Source organism: Streptococcus sp. WB01_FAA12 (assembly GCF_012843315.1).
Taxonomy (GTDB): domain Bacteria; phylum Bacillota; class Bacilli; order Lactobacillales; family Streptococcaceae; genus Streptococcus.
In genome coordinates, this window is record NZ_JABAEX010000001.1 from 34,388 (window position 1) to 50,902 (window position 16,515).

Genomic DNA, 16,515 nt, shown 5'->3' on the forward strand with positions numbered 1-16,515 from the left:
ATGACGAGATATGCTTTACTTGTTCGGGGCATTAATGTCGGTGGGAAAAATAAGGTTGTCATGGCGCAACTTCGTCAAGAACTGACAGAGTTGGGACTGGAAAAAGTTGAAACCTACATCAACAGTGGCAACATTTTCTTTACTTCGACCGCTCCCAAAGCCCGATTGGTTGAAAAGTTGAAAGCTTTCTTTGAAGTCCATTATCCATTTATTCAGAGTTTTTCTTTACTGAGTCTAGAGGACTTTGAGGCGGAACTTGACAATCTACCAGGTTGGTGGAATGAATACTTGGCACGAAAAGACGTCCTCTTTTATACTGAGGGCTTGGATGTGGATCAAGTCATTGAGAAAGTGGATAGTTTGGAACTGGAAGATGAAGTCATTCATTTTGGGAAAATTGGGATTTTCTGGGGGAAATTTTCTGAAGAATCTTACTATGCAACTGCCTATCACAAGTACTTACTAAAGATGCCTTTTTATCGCAACATCACCATTCGCAATGCTAAAACTTTTGACAAAATCGGTCAAATGCTAAAAAATAATAAAGGAGACACACAATGACATTTTTAGATAAAATCAATGAAACAGCTGCTTTCTTGAAAGAAAAGGGTATCCAAGTACCTGAGTTCGGTCTAATCCTTGGATCAGGTCTGGGAGAACTTGCAGAAGAAATCGAAAATCCAGTTGTAGTAGACTATGCAGACATTCCAGACTGGGGTCGTTCGACAGTAGTCGGTCACGCTGGGAAATTGGTATATGGTGACCTTGCAGGGCGCAAGGTCTTGGCTCTTCAAGGTCGTTTCCATTTCTACGAAGGAAATCCTCTCGAAATCGTGACTTTCCCAGTACGTGTGATGAAAGTTCTCGGATGTGAAGGTGTCATTGTAACCAATGCAGCTGGAGGTATTGGATTTGGTCCTGGTACCTTGATGGCTATCTCAGACCATATCAACATGACGGGGCAAAACCCATTGATGGGTGAAAACTTGGATGACTTTGGTCCACGTTTCCCAGATATGTCTAAAGCCTACACACCAGAATACCGTGCAACTGCCCATGAAGTGGCTAAAAAACTTGGTATCAAGCTTGATGAAGGTGTCTATATTGGTGTAACAGGTCCGACTTATGAAACCCCAGCAGAGATTCGTGCTTATAAGACATTGGGAGCAGATGCAGTTGGTATGTCTACAGTTCCTGAAGTTATTGTTGCGGCTCACTCAGGTTTGAAAGTTCTCGGTATTTCATGTATTACTAACCATGCTGCTGGTTTCCAAGAAGAACTCAACCACGAAGAAGTTGTGGAAGTAACAGAACGTGTTAAAGGCGACTTCAAAGGCTTGCTTAAAGCGATTCTTGCTGAATTGTAATCATGTTAATAGAATTGAGGAGTATTTTTCGAAAAATCCCTTATAATTTTAGATTATTCGTAGCAGTGATTCTGCAAGGAATAGTTTCGGGTTTATCTGGTATATTTCTCCATTATCTTTTAGAGATGGTGGAGGGGCTAGCTTTTGGTCAGTCAGAGCATCATAGTGGATTTTTGACAGATGGAGTTTCCTCCTCACGGATAGGACTAAGTTTAATAATCGTGGGTCTTAGCTCGTCCTTAGTCTGGTACTTCTTGCAAAAAGGGTCGAAGATTTATTCCATCAAAGCTCAGATGAAGGATGAGACTTCACAATACAAGCTTCATTTTTTAAGACAGCTATTTCATTCAATTTGGCAGATTCTTGCAGTTGGAGGGGGAGCACCTATTGGCAAAGAAGCTGCGCCACGAGAGATTGGAACTCTATTTGCAGGGCCAATTGGAAAAATATGTATACTGTCTATGAAGGATCGCATCTTTCTCCTTGCTTGTGGTGCTGGTGCTGGTTTAGCGGCTGTCTATCAGGTTCCATTAACAAGTGTTTTCTTCGTTTTTGAGACTTTAGGAATTACTCTATCTATCAAGCGATTTGTCTTAGTCGGTTTGACTACCTATGTGTCAACCTATACAGCAGGATTGGTTATTTCAGATCATGCTCTCTACCAGATTCCAGCTATTGCATGGTCATTAAAGGAAGTGTGGTTTGCCCCTTTATTACTTCTCTTCTTAACCCCCCTAGCTTGGCTTTTTGGTCGTTTAAGTAAAGAAGTGTCTTTAAACAGGATAAAAGATAAACGAATACTTCTCACATTGCCCTCAGCTTTTCTTTTTCTTGTTGGTCTGGCAATTTACTTTCCGCATCTACTTGGCAATGGACGCATGATGGCTCAGGAAATTTTAAATGGTAGCAGTGGTCAAACAGTGCTTCTCATGTTTTTCCTAAAAGCAGTGGTCGTTCTTATTATACTTTGGGCAGGGGCCTATGGTGGTACTCTTACGCCATCTTTTGCCTTGGGGATGGCTGGAGCTGCTCTCTTGAGCATGATTCTAGGTTTGGACAGTCAGCCAACCGTTTTACTTTTGGGATCTGTTTGCTTTTTATCTGTGACCTTGAGGGCGCCCATTTCTGCAACCGGATTAGTTATAGGTTTCACTGGGCTAGGTATAGATTCTCTTCCGTATCTCTTAGTAACTGCTTTCCTGGCTTATGGTTTTGCAAAAGTGTTAGATCGTTTTCCTTGGGCTAGCATACTGTGTAAGATGTCAAAGAATAAAGTAATTAGGTAGGAAATGCCCGTTTCTTCTAATCAAGGATTTATCTTAAAAGATTAAAAACTATTGTCAGTTTATCAATAACTGTTTTAAATAAAAATGTAGTAGGCTTATCGAAGTCATGATTGAATACGATTTTTCCTAGCTATGAAATATAAAAATAAAAAAAGAAAGGTAGAGCGAGGTGTTCTAATTTGAACACGAGCGGAAAACTTTTCATAACAATAAAAGAAAGGATGGGTAAACCGTATTTGCTGAACTGAATACGGGCGGAGAACTGTGTAAGATAAACTGTCTAGCATCTGCGATGCTTCGTCAGTTTCCTATTTTTACTTTGTTCTCTGTCACCCTTTATATCTTAATTATGTCTATCCATATTGCTGCTCAGCAGGGTGAAATTGCTGATAAAATTCTTCTTCCTGGGGATCCGCTTCGTGCTAAGTTTATTGCGGAGAATTTCCTTGAAGATGCTGTTTGTTTTAATGAAGTGCGTAACATGTTTGGCTACACTGGCACTTACAAGGGGCACCGTGTATCTGTCATGGGAACTGGGATGGGAATGCCATCCATTTCGATTTATGCACGTGAGTTGATCGTAGACTACGGTGTGAAAAAATTGATCCGTGTGGGAACTGCTGGTTCTTTGAATGAAGATGTCCACGTCCGTGAATTGGTTTTAGCGCAAGCAGCTGCAACCAACTCAAACATCATCCGCAACGACTGGCCACAGTATGATTTTCCACAAATCGCTAGCTTTGATTTGCTTGACAAGGCCTACCATATCGCCAAAGAACTTGGTATGACCACCCACGTTGGAAACGTTTTGTCATCAGATGTCTTTTATTCAAACTACTTTGAAAAGAACATCGAGCTTGGTAAATGGGGAGTTAAGGCTGTGGAAATGGAAGCAGCAGCCCTTTACTATCTTGCTGCCCAACACCACGTCGATGCACTTGCTATCATGACCATTTCTGATAGCTTGGTCAATCCAGATGAAGACACCACTGCAGAAGAACGCCAAAACACCTTCACCGATATGATGAAGGTTGGTTTGGAAACCTTGATTGCGGAGTAAAATGTAAAAGAAAATCCTGATTTCAAGTGAAATCAGGATTTTTTCATAGATGCGATTTTTTCTGGGTCTGGTGTGACACGGAGGGTCTTTTGTCCTGTGTAGGTTACAAAGCCAGGTTTTCCACCAGTTGGTTTGTTGAGTTTTTTAACTTCAATCATATCTACTTGCACGAGATTTGACAGACGCCCTTTGGAGAAGTAGGCAGCTAGTTCGGCCGCATCTGTCTTGACTTCGTCAGATGGGTCAAGATTTCCTGAGATGACGACATGGCTTCCAGGGATGTCCTTGGCATGGAACCAAAGTTCTTCCTTGCGGGCCATTTTAAAGGTCAATTCCTCGTTTTGCAGGTTGTTTCGTCCGACATAGATGATGGTCTTGCCATCGCTTGCCAGATACTGTTCTGGTTTTTTGCGTTTCTGGATTTTTTCGCGTTGGCGTCTTCTAATAAAGCCTGTTTGGATCAATTCTTCACGGATTTCAGCGATTTCTTCCAGTCCAGCTTGGTTGAGCACAGTCTCGACACTTTCTAGATAAAGAATGGTGGCCTTGGTTTCTTCGATCAGTTCAGTCAGGTATTTGACAGCTTCTTTGAGTTTCTGGTAACGTTTAAAATAGCGTTGAGCATTCTGGCTGGGAGTCAAGGCCTTATCAAGCGCAATGGTGATAGGCTGATTGGTGTAGTAGTTGTCCAAGGTAACCTGATCTTGGTCATTAGGCACTTGGTGGAGGAAGGTTGTCAGCAATTCACCCTTTTGGCGAAATTCCTCAGCATTGTCTGTCGCCAGTAATTCTTTTTCTTGTTTTTTGAGTTTGTGGCGATTTTTCTGAAGCTCATTTTCAACGCGGCGAATGAGTTCACTGGCTTGCTGCTTAACGCGGTCCCGTTCAGCCTTATCCTTATAGTAGGTGTCCAGCAAGTCAGAAAGGCTGGCAAAAGGCTCTCCTACATGATTGTCAAAAGGAACTGGGCTGAAAGAAGTCTCTGTTAAGCAAGGCTTGGTTTCTTGACTGAAAAAGTTACGGAAAGTGGATAGTTTGTCACTAACCAATAAACTTTCCAGTTCGTTTGCCGTATCTCGTCCTAGACCTTGAAAGAGGCTTTGAAGATTTTTGGCTGTTAGCTCTTGGGTCTGCAGGATTTCAAAGAGCTTTTCATCCTTGATAGTAAAAGGATTGAGAGACTCGGTACTTGGCGGAGCGATATAGGTCGATCCTGGAAGCAAGGTGCGGTAGCTATTTTGTGAAAAGCCGACGTGTTTGATGACTTCGAGGATTTTATGGCTACTTTTATCCACGAGGAGAATATTGCTGTGTTTGCCCATAATCTCGATAATCAAAGTAGCCTGAATATGGTCCCCAATCTCGTTTTTATTGGAAACGGTAATTTCCACAATACGGTCGTTTTCCACTTGCTCAATCGACTCAATCACAGCGCCTTGTAAATACTTTCTCAAAACCATGATAAAAGTAGAAGGTTGGGCTGGATTTTCAAAAGTCGTTTGGGTTAGCTGAATCCGCCCAAAAACGGGATGAGCAGAGAGGAGCAGGCGATGGCTTTGGCGATTGCTGCGGATTTGCAAGACCAACTCTTGTTCAAAAGGCTGATTGATTTTCTGAATGCGACCATTGACCAACTCGCTTCGCAATTCCTCAACCATGTGGTGTAAAAAAAATCCGTCAAATGACATCGTTCTCTCCTTGTGATTGTATTCCATAGTATTATATCAAAAAGGTAGGATAAAATCATGGAAATGTGGTATAATAAAGCCAAGTAAAGAGAATCGAGAAGTACATGTATATTGAAATGGTAGATGAAACTGGTCAAGTTTCACAAGAAATCTTGCAACAAACCCAAGAGATTTTGGAATTTGCAGCCCAAAAGATAGGAAAAGAAGACAAGGAGATGGCAGTCACTTTTGTGACCAACGAGCGTAGCCACGAACTCAACCTCGAGTACCGTGATACGGATCGTCCGACAGATGTCATCAGCCTTGAGTATAAGCCAGAGTTGGACATTGCCTTTGACGAAGAGGATTTGCTTGAAAATCCTGAATTGGCAGAGATGATGTCTGAGTTTGATGCCTATATTGGGGAACTGTTCATCTCTATCGATAAAGCGTATGAGCAGGCCGAGGAATACGGTCACAGCTTTGAGCGTGAGATGGGCTTCTTGGCAGTACACGGCTTTTTACATATTAACGGCTATGATCACTACACTCCGGAAGAAGAAGCGGAGATGTTCGGTTTACAAGAAGAAATTTTAACAGCCTATGGACTCACAAGACAATAAACGAAAATGGAAAAATCGTGATCTGGTATCCAGTTTAGAATTTGCCCTTACAGGAATTCTGACTGCGATCAAGGAAGAACGCAATATGCGAAAACATGCAGTGACAGCCCTTGTGGTTATCCTTGCAGGTTTTGTTTTTCAGGTGTCACGAATCGAATGGCTCTTTCTCCTAATGAGCATTTTCTTGGTAGTAGCGTTTGAGATTATGAACTCCGCTATCGAAAATGTGGTGGATCTAGCCAGTCATTACCACTTTTCTATGTTGGCAAAGAAAGCCAAGGACATGGCAGCAGGAGCCGTGTTGGTGGTCTCTCTTTTTGCTGCGGTAACAGGTGCACTTATCTTTCTCCCACGCATTTGGGATTTATTATTTTAAACACTAAGAGGAAATTATGACATTTAAATCAGGCTTTGTGGCCATTTTAGGACGTCCCAATGTTGGGAAGTCAACCTTTTTGAATCACGTCATGGGGCAAAAGATTGCCATTATGAGTGACAAGGCGCAAACAACACGTAATAAAATCATGGGGATTTACACAACGGATAAGGAGCAAATCGTCTTTATCGACACGCCAGGAATTCACAAGCCTAAGACGGCTCTTGGAGATTTTATGGTAGAATCTGCCTACAGTACCCTTCGTGAAGTGGATACCGTTCTTTTTATGGTGCCAGCTGACGAAGCGCGTGGCAAGGGGGACGATATGATTATCGAGCGTCTGAAGGCTGCCAAGGTTCCAGTTATTTTGGTGGTCAATAAGATTGACAAGGTCCACCCAGATCAGCTTTTGGCTCAGATTGATGACTTCCGTAACCAGATGGACTTTAAGGAAATTGTCCCTATCTCAGCCCTTCAAGGAAATAACGTTTCTCGTCTAATTGACATCCTCAGTGAAAATCTTGAGGAAGGTTTCCAGTATTTCCCAGCTAATCAAATCACAGACCATCCAGAGCGCTTCCTAGTTTCAGAAATGATTCGTGAGAAGGTCTTGCACCTAACTCGTGAAGAGATTCCTCACTCAGTTGCCGTAGTGGTTGACTCTATGAAGCGTGACGAAGAGACAGACAAGGTTCATATCCGTGCAACCATCATGGTCGAGCGCGATAGTCAGAAAGGCATTATCATCGGAAAAGGTGGCGCCATGCTCAAGAAAATTGGGACTATGGCTCGTCGTGATATCGAACTCATGTTAGGGGACAAGGTTTTCCTAGAAACTTGGGTCAAGGTCAAGAAAAACTGGCGTGATAAAAAGCTAGATTTGGCTGATTTTGGCTATAATGAGAAAGAATACTAAGTAGAGGTGGGCTCATGCCTGCTTCTTGTTTTTACAGAAGGAGGAACTATGCCCGAATTACCTGAGGTTGAAACGGTTCGTCGTGGCTTAGAAAAATTGATTTTGGGAAAGAAAATTTTGAGTGTAGAGGTTCGTTATCCCAAGATGATCAAGACAGATTTGGACGAGTTTCAAAAGGGAGTGCCTGGTCAGATTGTTGAGTCCATGGGGCGTCGTGGAAAATATCTACTTTTTTACCTGACTGACAAGGTCTTGATTTCCCATCTGCGGATGGAGGGCAAGTATTTTTACTATCCAGACCAGGTTCCTGAACGCAAGCATGCCCATGTTTTCTTCCAGTTTGAGGACGGGGGAACGCTTGTATATGAGGACGTACGCAAGTTTGGTACTATGGAACTATTGGCGCCTGACCTTTTGGAAGCCTACTTTGTTTCTAAAAAACTAGGGCCTGAGCCAAGAGAGCAGGACTTTGATTTGCAGGTCTTTCAAGTTGCTCTATCCAAGTCTAAAAAGCCTATCAAATCCCATCTCCTAGACCAAACCTTGGTAGCTGGCCTTGGCAATATCTATGTGGATGAGGTCCTCTGGCGAGCTCAGGTTCATCCATCTAGACTTTCCCAGACTTTGACGGCAGAAGAAGCGTCAGCTATTCATGACCAGACCATTGCTGTTTTGGGACAGGCAGTTGAAAAGGGCGGCTCTACCATTCGAACCTATACCAATGCCTTTGGGGAAGACGGAACTATGCAGGATTTTCATCAGGTCTATGATAGGACTGGTCAAGCATGTTCACGCTGTGGTACCATCATTGAGAAAATCCAGCTTGGTGGACGTGGAACTCATTTTTGTCCTCAGTGTCAAAGGAGGGACTGATGGGAAAAATCATTGGAATCACAGGAGGAATTGCCTCTGGGAAGTCAACTGTGACAAATTTTCTAAGACAAAAAGGCTTTCAAGTTGTGGATGCTGATCAACTTGTTCACCAGTTACAAAAACCTGGAGAGCGCCTATATCAGGTCTTAGTTCAGCACTTTGGACAGGAAATTATCTTAGAAAATGGAGAACTCAATCGCCCTCTCCTAGCTAGTCTCATCTTTTCAAACCCTGAAGAGCGGGAATGGTCTAAGCGAACCCAAGGAGAGATTATTCGTGAGGAACTGGCTGCACTAAGAGAACAGTTGGCTCAGACAGAAGCGATTTTTTTCATGGATATTCCCCTGCTTTTTGAACAGGACTATGCCACCTGGTTTGATGAAACGTGGCTGGTCTATGTGGACCATGATATCCAATTAGAACGTTTCATGAAACGGGATCAGCTTTCTAAGGAAGTCGCCCAGTCGCGTCTGGCAACCCAGTGGTCTTTAGAAGAAAAGAAAAGCTTGGCTAGTCATGCTCTTGATAATAATGGAAATCAGAATCAACTTCTAGATCAGGTAGCTTTTCTACTTGAAGGAGGCGATAGCTGTGCAAGAGATTAGTTGGAAAGAGAATCTTCGTGTCGCCTGGTTCGGTAGTTTTCTAACGGGAGCCAGTATTTCCTTGGTCGTCCCTTTTATGCCTATCTTTGTAGAGCAGTTGGGAATCGAGAGTGACCAAGTTGCTTTCTATGCTGGATTAGCCATCTCAGTTTCGGCAGTTTCAGCAGCTTTGATTTCTCCTATCTGGGGTATTCTTGCTGACAAGTACGGTCGTAAACCCATGATGATTCGAGCTGGGCTTGCTATGACCATCACCATGGGAGGCTTGGCCTTTGTTCCAAATATCTATTGGTTAATCTTTCTTAGATTACTAAATGGCGTATTTACAGGTTTCGTACCGAATGCGACAGCTTTAATAGCCAGTCAAGTCCCCAAGGATAAGTCTGGCTATGCTTTGGGGACTCTATCAACAGGTGTTGTTGCAGGAACACTGACGGGTCCTTTTGTTGGAGGTTTAATTGCTGAAATTTTTGGCATTCGTAATGTCTTTTTATTGGTAGGTGCTTTCTTATTTTCAGCTGCAATTCTAACCATTTTCTTTATCAAGGAAGATTTTCAGCCAGTAGCTAAGGAGAAGGCTATCCCAACGAAAGAAGTATTTTCTTCTTTCAAGTATCCTAGGCTTTTAGTGAATCTATTTTTGACTAGCTTCGTCATTCAATTTTCAGCTCAATCAATTGGTCCCATTCTAGCTCTCTATGTGCGGGACTTAGGGCAGACTGAGAATCTCCTCTTCGTATCAGGATTGATCGTATCCAGCATGGGATTTTCTAGCATGATGAGTGCTGGAATTCTAGGAAAACTTGGCGATAAGGTAGGGAATCATAGATTGTTGGTCGTGGCGCAGATTTATTCCGTCATCATTTACCTACTTTGTGCCCATGCAACCAGCCCCCTTCAACTTGGCTTGTATCGTTTTCTATTTGGTTTGGGAACGGGTGCTCTGATACCAGGTGTTAATGCATTGCTTAGTAAGATGACTCCCAAAGCAGGCATTTCAAGGATTTTTGCCTTTAACCAAGTCTTTTTCTACCTTGGGGGTGTTGTTGGTCCCATGACTGGTTCAGCAGTAGCAGGGCAATTTGGCTACCACTCTGTTTTTTATGCGACAGCAGCCTGTGTGGCTTTCAGCTGTTTATGTAACTTAGTTCAATTTAGATCATTATTAAAAGTAAAGGAAATCTAGTGCGAGTAAAAATTAATCTCAAATGCTCCTCTTGTGGCAGTATTAATTACCTAACCAGTAAGAACTCCAAAACCCATCCAGACAAGATTGAGGTTTTAAAGTATTGTCCTAAGGAAAGAAAAGTAACCCTACATCTTGAATCTAAGTAGAATTTATGGTAAAATAATAGGGATTTTAAGGAGTTTGATATGTACAACCTATTATTAACCATTTTACTAGTATTATCTGTTGTGATTGTGATTGCGATTTTCATGCAACCAACTAAGAACCAATCCAGCAATGTATTTGATGCCAGCTCAGGTGATTTGTTTGAACGTAGTAAAGCGCGTGGTTTTGAAGCCGTGATGCAACGTTTGACAGGTGTTTTAGTCTTTTTCTGGCTAGCCATTGCCTTAGCATTGACGGTATTATCAAGTAGATAAGAAATGGGCAGGACTAGGTCTTTGCCTATTTTTATTTTTAATGACACTTCTAAAGTTATCAATCAAAAGAAATTATAAAAATCTAGAAAGAAAACATGAAAGATAAAATTAAAGAATATTTAGAAGAGAAGGGGCGAGTGACGGTAAATGACCTGGCTCAGGCTCTCGGAAAGGAAGGATCTAAGGATTTCCGTGAGTTGATTAAAACTCTGTCTCTGATGGAAAGGAAGCACCAGATTCGATTTGGAGAAGATGGTAGCCTCACCTTGGACCAGAAGAAGAAACATGAAATTACCCTCAAAGGGGTTTTTCATGCCCATAAAAATGGCTTCGGCTTTGTCAGTCTGGAAGGTGAAGAGGACGATCTTTTTGTAGGAAAAAACGATGTCAACTATGCCATTGATGGCGATACCGTTGAGGTGGTCATCAAGAAAGTTGCTGACCGTAACAAGGGAACAGCAGCAGAAGCCAAAATTATTGATATCCTAGAACATAGCCTGACGACAGCTGTCGGCCAAATCGTTCTGGATCAGGAAAAGCCCAAGTATGCCGGCTATATCCGTTCCAAAAATCAGAAAATCAGCCAACCAATCTATGTGAAGAAACCAGCCCTCAAACTTGAAGGAACAGAAGTTCTAAAGGTCTTTATCGACAAGTACCCAAGTAAGAAACACGATTTCTTTGTCGCTAGTGTGCTGGACGTGGTGGGACACTCGACTGATGCTGGGATTGACGTTCTTGAAGTCTTGGAATCCATGGATATTGTCTCAGAATTTCCAGAAGCTGTTCTTAAAGAAGCTGAAAGTGTGCCTGATGCTCCATCAGAGAAGGATATGGAAGGGCGTCTTGATTTGAGAGGTGAGCTTACCTTTACCATTGACGGTGCGGACGCCAAGGACTTGGACGACGCAGTACACATCAGGTCTTTGAAAAATGGCAATATCGAACTTGGAGTTCACATCGCAGATGTTTCCTACTATGTGACCGAGGGCTCTGCCCTCGACAAGGAAGCACTTAACCGCGCGACTTCTGTCTATGTGACAGACCGAGTGGTTCCAATGCTTCCAGAGCGTTTGTCAAATGGCATCTGCTCTCTCAATCCGCAAGTTGACCGCCTGACCCAGTCTGCCATTATGGAGATTGATAAACATGGTCGTGTAGTCAACTACACCATCACACAAACAGTTATAAAGACTAGTTTCCGTATGACCTATAGCGCTGTCAATGACATCCTGGCTGGCGATGAGGAAAAGAGACAAGAGTTTAAGAAAATTGTTCCTAGTATCGAGCTCATGGCCAAGCTCCATGAAACGCTAGAAAGCATGCGTGAGAAACGTGGTGCCCTTAATTTTGATACCAGCGAAGCTAAGATTTTGGTGGATAAAAAAGGCAAGCCTGTGGATATTGTTCTTCGTCAACGCGGCGTTGCAGAGCGGATGATCGAGTCCTTCATGTTGATTGCTAACGAAACAGTTGCCGAGCACTTTAGCAAGTTGGACCTACCTTTTATCTATCGGATTCATGAGGAGCCTAAGGCTGAAAAAGTTCAGAAGTTTATTGATTATGCTTCGAGCTTTGGATTGCGAATTTATGGAACTGCTAGCGAGATTAGCCAGGAGGCCCTCCAAGATATCATGCGTGCTGTTGAGGGAGAACCTTATGCGGATGTATTGTCCATGATGCTTCTCCGTTCCATGCAACAGGCTCGTTATTCTGAGCATAATCACGGTCACTATGGACTAGCTGCAGACTATTACACCCACTTTACTAGCCCGATTCGACGTTATCCAGACCTTCTAGTCCATCGGATGATTCGGGACTATGGGCGTTCCAAGGAAATAGCAGAGCATTTTGAGCAAGTGATTCCAGAGATTGCGACCCAGTCTTCAAACCGTGAGCGTCGTGCCATCGAAGCAGAGCGTGAAGTCGAAGCTATGAAAAAGGCTGAGTACATGGAAGAATACGTGGGAGAAGAGTACGATGCGGTTGTATCAAGTATCGTTAAATTCGGTCTTTTTGTCGAATTGCCGAACACAGTTGAAGGCTTGATTCACATTACTAATTTGCCTGAATTTTATCATTTCAACGAGCGTGACTTGACACTCCGCGGGGAGAAATCGGGTACAACCTTCCGTGTAGGACAGCAGATTCGTATTCGCGTAGAAAGAGCGGATAAGATGACAGGAGAGATTGATTTCTCCTTTATCCCAAGTGAGTTTGATGTGATTGAGAAGGGCTTGAAACAGTCTAGTCGTAGTGACAGGGGTCGTGGTTCAAGTCGTCGTTCGGATAAGAAGGAAGACAAGAGAAAATCAGGACGCTCAAATGATAAGCGCAAGCATTCACAAAAAGACAAGAAGAAAAAGGGAAAGAAACCTTTTTACAAGGAAGTAGCTAAGAAAGGAGCCAAGCATGGCAAAGGGCGAGGGAAAGGTCGTCGCACAAAATAAAAAGGCGCACCACGACTATACAATCGTAGATACGCTAGAGGCAGGAATGGTGCTGACAGGAACGGAAATTAAGAGTGTGCGAGCGGCTCGAATCAATCTCAAGGACGGCTTTGCCCAAATAAAAAATGGGGAGGTCTGGCTGAGCAATGTCCATATCGCCCCTTACGAAGAGGGCAATATCTGGAACCAAGAACCTGAACGCCGCCGCAAACTCTTACTCCATAAGAAACAAATCCAAAAGTTGGAACAAGAGACCAAAGGGACAGGAATGACCCTTGTTCCCCTTAAAGTCTATATCAAAGATGGCTACGCCAAACTCCTTTTAGGACTTGCCAAAGGGAAACATGACTATGATAAACGGGAGTCAATCAAGCGTCGTGAGCAAAACCGCGACATCGCGCGTGTTATGAAAGCTGTTAATCAGCGATAAAAAGAGGAATGAAGATGGAAAAACTAGTTGCCTATAAACGTATGCCTTTGTGGACTAAAGAAACCATGCCAGAGGCTGTTCAGCAGAAACACAATACCAAGGTTGGGACTTGGGGCAAGATTACTGTTTTAAAAGGAACTCTCAAGTTTATTGAATTGACAGAAGATGGTGAGGTTCTAGCAGAGCACCTCTTTGAGGCAGGAGGTGAAAATCCCATGGCGCAACCACAAGCCTGGCACCGAGTAGAGGCCGCAACAGACGATGTAGAATGGTACTTGGAATTTTATTGTAAACCTGAGGATTATTTCCCTAAGAAATACAATACCAATCCAGTCCATTCGGAAGTCTTAGAAGCTATGCAAACGGTGAAACCAGGAAGAGCCTTGGATTTAGGTTGTGGTCAAGGCCGTAACTCTCTCTTTCTTGCACAGAATGGTTTTGATGTGACAGCTGTGGATCAAAATGAACTATCTCTAGAAATCTTGCAAAGCATCGTAGAGCAAGAGGATCTAGACATGCCTGTTGGACTTTATGATATCAATTCAGCCAGTGTTAGCCAAGACTATGATTTCATCGTTTCAACAGTTGTTCTGATGTTCCTACAAGCGGACCGCATTCCAGCTATTATCCAAAATATGCAGGAGCACACTACGGTCGGTGGCTATAACCTTATCGTCTGTGCCATGGATACAGAGGATTATCCTTGCTCAGTCAGCTTCCCATTCACCTTTAAAGAAGGGGAGTTAGCAGACTACTACAAGGATTGGGAATTGATTAAGTACAATGAAAATCCAGGCCATCTTCACCGTCGCGATGAAAATGGCAATCGCATTCAACTACGTTTTGCGACTATGTTAGCCAAAAAAGTCAAATAAATCAAACCTATACCATCGAATAGAGACCACTTTGCAAGATTTCTATTCGCTTTTTTGTTTGCGTTGGTTGATTGGGGCGAACAGAATTTTATGCTATACTAGAAGTAGGAAATCTGAGCAGTAGAGCTGTATTGCTGTCACTCTCAGCGCAAGAAGTTGTAGATGATGGAGGTGGTCGAATGGTGAGTCTTTTGGTGGAACTGTATGATCGGCATGTATTGGAAAAGAATGTCTACCAAGCCTTTGTCAGTGATTGTGACGAGATTCTCTTTCTATCTTTGACGAAAATAAGTAATAACGATAAACTTTCACTGCGCCATTTTATCTTGGATGAGGTTCCCCATATCCAACGAGTGACCTTTCGTCAACTATCCTTAGAACAGATGTCTGATCAGTTAGATTATTGCCTAGCAGGTTATGACCAAGTCCTTCTCGATGTTTTTGGAGGAGATTCGCTACTGGCCTTATCCCTCTATCAATACGGCTTGGATCGCCACCTTCCCATCGTTGCCATGGATGCCGAGCGGGGAAAACAATACAAGTGGGTAGCTGGTCAGTTGGAAAAAGAAGATTTGGACATTCCTACCCTAAGCATCCAACAGTTGATATCCTTGCGTGGTGGAAAAATGCTCAAATCCAAACGCCCTATCCACTCAGCTCAGCAAATTGCTGCCATCAAAAAATTAGCCAGCTCAGCTATTGTCAATCCCGCACGCTGGTACCAAGTGACCCAATTTTTCTCTTTAGCTAAGACCAATGACCTTCATGCTGAGACAGAAAAGATTCTGGAAAACAACGGCAAGTATTACCACTATCCAGAATACGTCATCCCCTTACTAGTGGAAGCGGGGATGCTTCGTATTGAAAGCGAGGACAAGGAGCGAGTAAGCTACAGCTTTCCAAGTCAAGAAGCCCAAGTCTTTTGTCGCAACAAAGGGCACATTTTAGAGCTGTATCTCTACCTCTTGGCGCTCGAATCTCAGCTGTTTGATGAGTGCATGATAGGCGGTGAAATTGATTGGAATGGTATCTTTCCAGAGGCGGACAATGTTCAAAATGAGATTGATGTCATTCTGAGAAAGGGGCGCTCGATTACCTTTATCTCCTGCAAGATGACAGATTTATCAGTTGAAGCCATCAATGAGCTTGAAGTCTATGCCAATCATTTTGCTGGGGAGAGTTGTCTCAAGTTGATTGTTTGTACGGGAAAAATCAATCCCGTTTATGCCAATCGTTGCCAAGAATACGGCGTGCTGGTCATTAGAAGTGAGCAGATTCCCAATCTCATTCCCATGCTAAAAAAATATTCTAAGAGACAAAAAAGATAAGAAATAATATTATGAAAGGCTGGAATTCCAGTTTTTTTTAGTTCTTTTTCGAATAAATGAGAAAAGGAGGTAGACCATGTTTGTAGCCAGAGATGCCAAGGGAAATTTGGTGAATGCCCTCGAAAAAGATGTGACCAAGCAAGCTTATACTTGTCCAGCCTGTGGGGGCGGACTACGATTACGCCAAGGACAGAGCATTCGGACGCATTTTGCCCATGAATCTTTAAGAGATTGTATTGCCATTTTTGAGAATGAAAGTTCAGAACACTTGGCAAACAAAGAGGCCCTTTATCACTGGGCCAAGAAGGACAATCAGGTCGCCGTAGAGTACGTTCTTCCTGAGATTCAGCAGATAGCAGATGTTCTCGTCAATGGGAAACTAGCTCTGGAAGTTCAATGCAGTTCCCTGCCGCAGAAGTACTTAGGCGATAGAAGTCAAGGCTACCGTAGTCAGGGATACCAAGTTATCTGGCTACTGGGAGAAAAACTCTGGTTAAAAGAGAGACTTACACAACTGCAAAGGGGATTCCTCTATTTTAGTCAAAATATGGGTTTCTATGTTTGGGAACTAGATTTCAAAAAGCAAGTTTTGAGACTCAAATATCTTCTGCATCAGGACCTACGTGGCAAGCTTCATTTTCAGGTCAAAGAATTTCCCTATGGTCAAGGAAATCTCTTGGAAATTCTACGATTTCCTTATCAAAAACAAAAGCTAGCTAGTTTTACAGTTTCTCAAGATTCAACTATCTGTCACTACATTCGCCAACAGTTGTACTACCAAACGCCTTACTGGATGAAGAAGCAGGAGGAAGCTTATCATCAAGGAGACAATCTATTAAACCGTCAACTAGACGACTGGTATCCCCAGGTCAGACCGATAGAGTCAGGTGATTTTTTGCAGATTGAAACGGATTTGACTAGCTATTATAGAAATTTTCAGGCCTACTATCAAAAAAATCCGAAAAATAATCGCCAAAAGCTCTATCCACCAGCTTTTTATCACTTATATTTCTCAAAAAATGTGGTAAAATAGAAAGGATGGAGGAATCTT

18 protein-coding genes are annotated in these 16,515 nt (G+C 42.8%); 17 read left to right on the forward strand and 1 reads right to left on the reverse strand.

Features of this window, described 5'->3' with window-relative positions; genetic code table 11:
• The 4 genes from HF881_RS00190 (at position 1) to deoD (ending at position 3,713) form a co-directional block, all read left to right on the forward strand.
• Positions 1–561: a DUF1697 domain-containing protein gene (locus HF881_RS00190; RefSeq protein WP_169445972.1), complete on the forward strand. Its 561-nt coding sequence runs from the start codon at positions 1–3 to the stop codon at positions 559–561.
• The gene (locus tag HF881_RS00195) at positions 558–1,367 is read left to right on the forward strand and encodes a purine-nucleoside phosphorylase (RefSeq protein WP_169445973.1); all 810 of its coding nucleotides are present in this window, start codon (positions 558–560) and stop codon (positions 1,365–1,367) included. Before HF881_RS00190 ends, HF881_RS00195 begins: the two co-directional genes overlap by 4 nt.
• Before the next feature lie 2 nt (positions 1,368–1,369).
• Positions 1,370–2,653 (forward strand): chloride channel protein, encoded by a 1,284-nt coding sequence (locus HF881_RS00200; protein ID WP_169445974.1) that lies wholly within the window; start codon positions 1,370–1,372, stop codon positions 2,651–2,653.
• Between the two features lie 349 nt (positions 2,654–3,002).
• Entirely contained in the window at positions 3,003–3,713 is a 711-nt protein-coding gene (deoD, locus tag HF881_RS00205) for a purine-nucleoside phosphorylase (protein WP_000022091.1), read from the forward strand.
• 32 nt (positions 3,714–3,745) lie between these two features.
• Here deoD and pavA read toward each other — a convergent pair whose 3' ends face one another.
• Positions 3,746–5,401 (reverse strand): Rqc2 family fibronectin-binding protein PavA, encoded by a 1,656-nt coding sequence (pavA, locus tag HF881_RS00210; protein ID WP_169445975.1) that lies wholly within the window; start codon positions 5,399–5,401, stop codon positions 3,746–3,748.
• 104 nt (positions 5,402–5,505) lie between these two features.
• Here pavA and ybeY point away from each other — a divergent pair, with 104 nt between their 5' ends.
• The 13 genes from ybeY (at position 5,506) to HF881_RS00275 (ending at position 16,497) form a co-directional block, all read left to right on the forward strand.
• Positions 5,506–6,003 carry an rRNA maturation RNase YbeY gene (gene ybeY / locus HF881_RS00215; RefSeq protein ID WP_000275171.1) on the forward strand — a complete coding sequence of 166 codons (498 nt, stop codon included), beginning with the start codon at positions 5,506–5,508 and terminating at the stop codon, positions 6,001–6,003.
• The gene (locus HF881_RS00220; RefSeq protein ID WP_169445976.1) at positions 5,984–6,379 is read left to right on the forward strand and encodes a diacylglycerol kinase; all 396 of its coding nucleotides are present in this window, start codon (positions 5,984–5,986) and stop codon (positions 6,377–6,379) included. The genes ybeY and HF881_RS00220 overlap by 20 nt, the downstream gene beginning before the upstream one ends.
• Before the next feature lie 16 nt (positions 6,380–6,395).
• Complete coding sequence (gene era / locus HF881_RS00225; protein ID WP_169445977.1) at positions 6,396–7,295, forward strand: GTPase Era; 900 nt, start codon at positions 6,396–6,398, stop codon at positions 7,293–7,295.
• Positions 7,296–7,343: 48 nt separating this feature from the next.
• Entirely contained in the window at positions 7,344–8,168 is an 825-nt protein-coding gene (gene mutM, locus HF881_RS00230; RefSeq protein WP_169445978.1) for a DNA-formamidopyrimidine glycosylase, read from the forward strand.
• On the forward strand, positions 8,168–8,773 hold the full coding sequence (coaE, locus tag HF881_RS00235; RefSeq protein ID WP_169445979.1) for a dephospho-CoA kinase: 606 nt from the start codon (positions 8,168–8,170) through the stop codon (positions 8,771–8,773). The genes mutM and coaE overlap by 1 nt, the downstream gene beginning before the upstream one ends.
• Positions 8,760–9,959 (forward strand): multidrug efflux MFS transporter, encoded by a 1,200-nt coding sequence (locus HF881_RS00240; RefSeq protein WP_169445980.1) that lies wholly within the window; start codon positions 8,760–8,762, stop codon positions 9,957–9,959. The genes coaE and HF881_RS00240 overlap by 14 nt, the downstream gene beginning before the upstream one ends.
• Positions 9,959–10,108 carry a 50S ribosomal protein L33 gene (gene rpmG, locus HF881_RS00245; protein WP_001809104.1) on the forward strand — a complete coding sequence of 50 codons (150 nt, stop codon included), beginning with the start codon at positions 9,959–9,961 and terminating at the stop codon, positions 10,106–10,108. The genes HF881_RS00240 and rpmG overlap by 1 nt, the downstream gene beginning before the upstream one ends.
• Before the next feature lie 39 nt (positions 10,109–10,147).
• Positions 10,148–10,381, forward strand: coding sequence for a preprotein translocase subunit SecG (gene secG, locus HF881_RS00250; protein ID WP_007519515.1), 234 nt, complete (start codon positions 10,148–10,150; stop codon positions 10,379–10,381).
• A 95-nt stretch (positions 10,382–10,476) separates the two neighbouring features.
• Positions 10,477–12,831 carry a ribonuclease R gene (gene rnr / locus HF881_RS00255; RefSeq protein WP_169445981.1) on the forward strand — a complete coding sequence of 785 codons (2,355 nt, stop codon included), beginning with the start codon at positions 10,477–10,479 and terminating at the stop codon, positions 12,829–12,831.
• Complete coding sequence (gene smpB / locus HF881_RS00260; RefSeq protein ID WP_169445982.1) at positions 12,794–13,261, forward strand: SsrA-binding protein SmpB; 468 nt, start codon at positions 12,794–12,796, stop codon at positions 13,259–13,261. The genes rnr and smpB overlap by 38 nt, the downstream gene beginning before the upstream one ends.
• 14 nt (positions 13,262–13,275) lie before the next feature.
• Positions 13,276–14,136, forward strand: a complete 861-nt coding sequence (gene tehB / locus HF881_RS00265; RefSeq protein WP_169445983.1) for an SAM-dependent methyltransferase TehB — start codon at positions 13,276–13,278, stop codon at positions 14,134–14,136.
• A gap of 179 nt (positions 14,137–14,315) precedes the next feature.
• Positions 14,316–15,464, forward strand: a complete 1,149-nt coding sequence (locus tag HF881_RS00270) for a DUF1887 family protein (protein ID WP_169446598.1) — start codon at positions 14,316–14,318, stop codon at positions 15,462–15,464.
• Between the two features lie 76 nt (positions 15,465–15,540).
• Positions 15,541–16,497, forward strand: a complete 957-nt coding sequence (locus HF881_RS00275; protein WP_169445984.1) for a competence protein CoiA family protein — start codon at positions 15,541–15,543, stop codon at positions 16,495–16,497.
• Positions 16,498–16,515 lie beyond the last annotated feature (18 nt).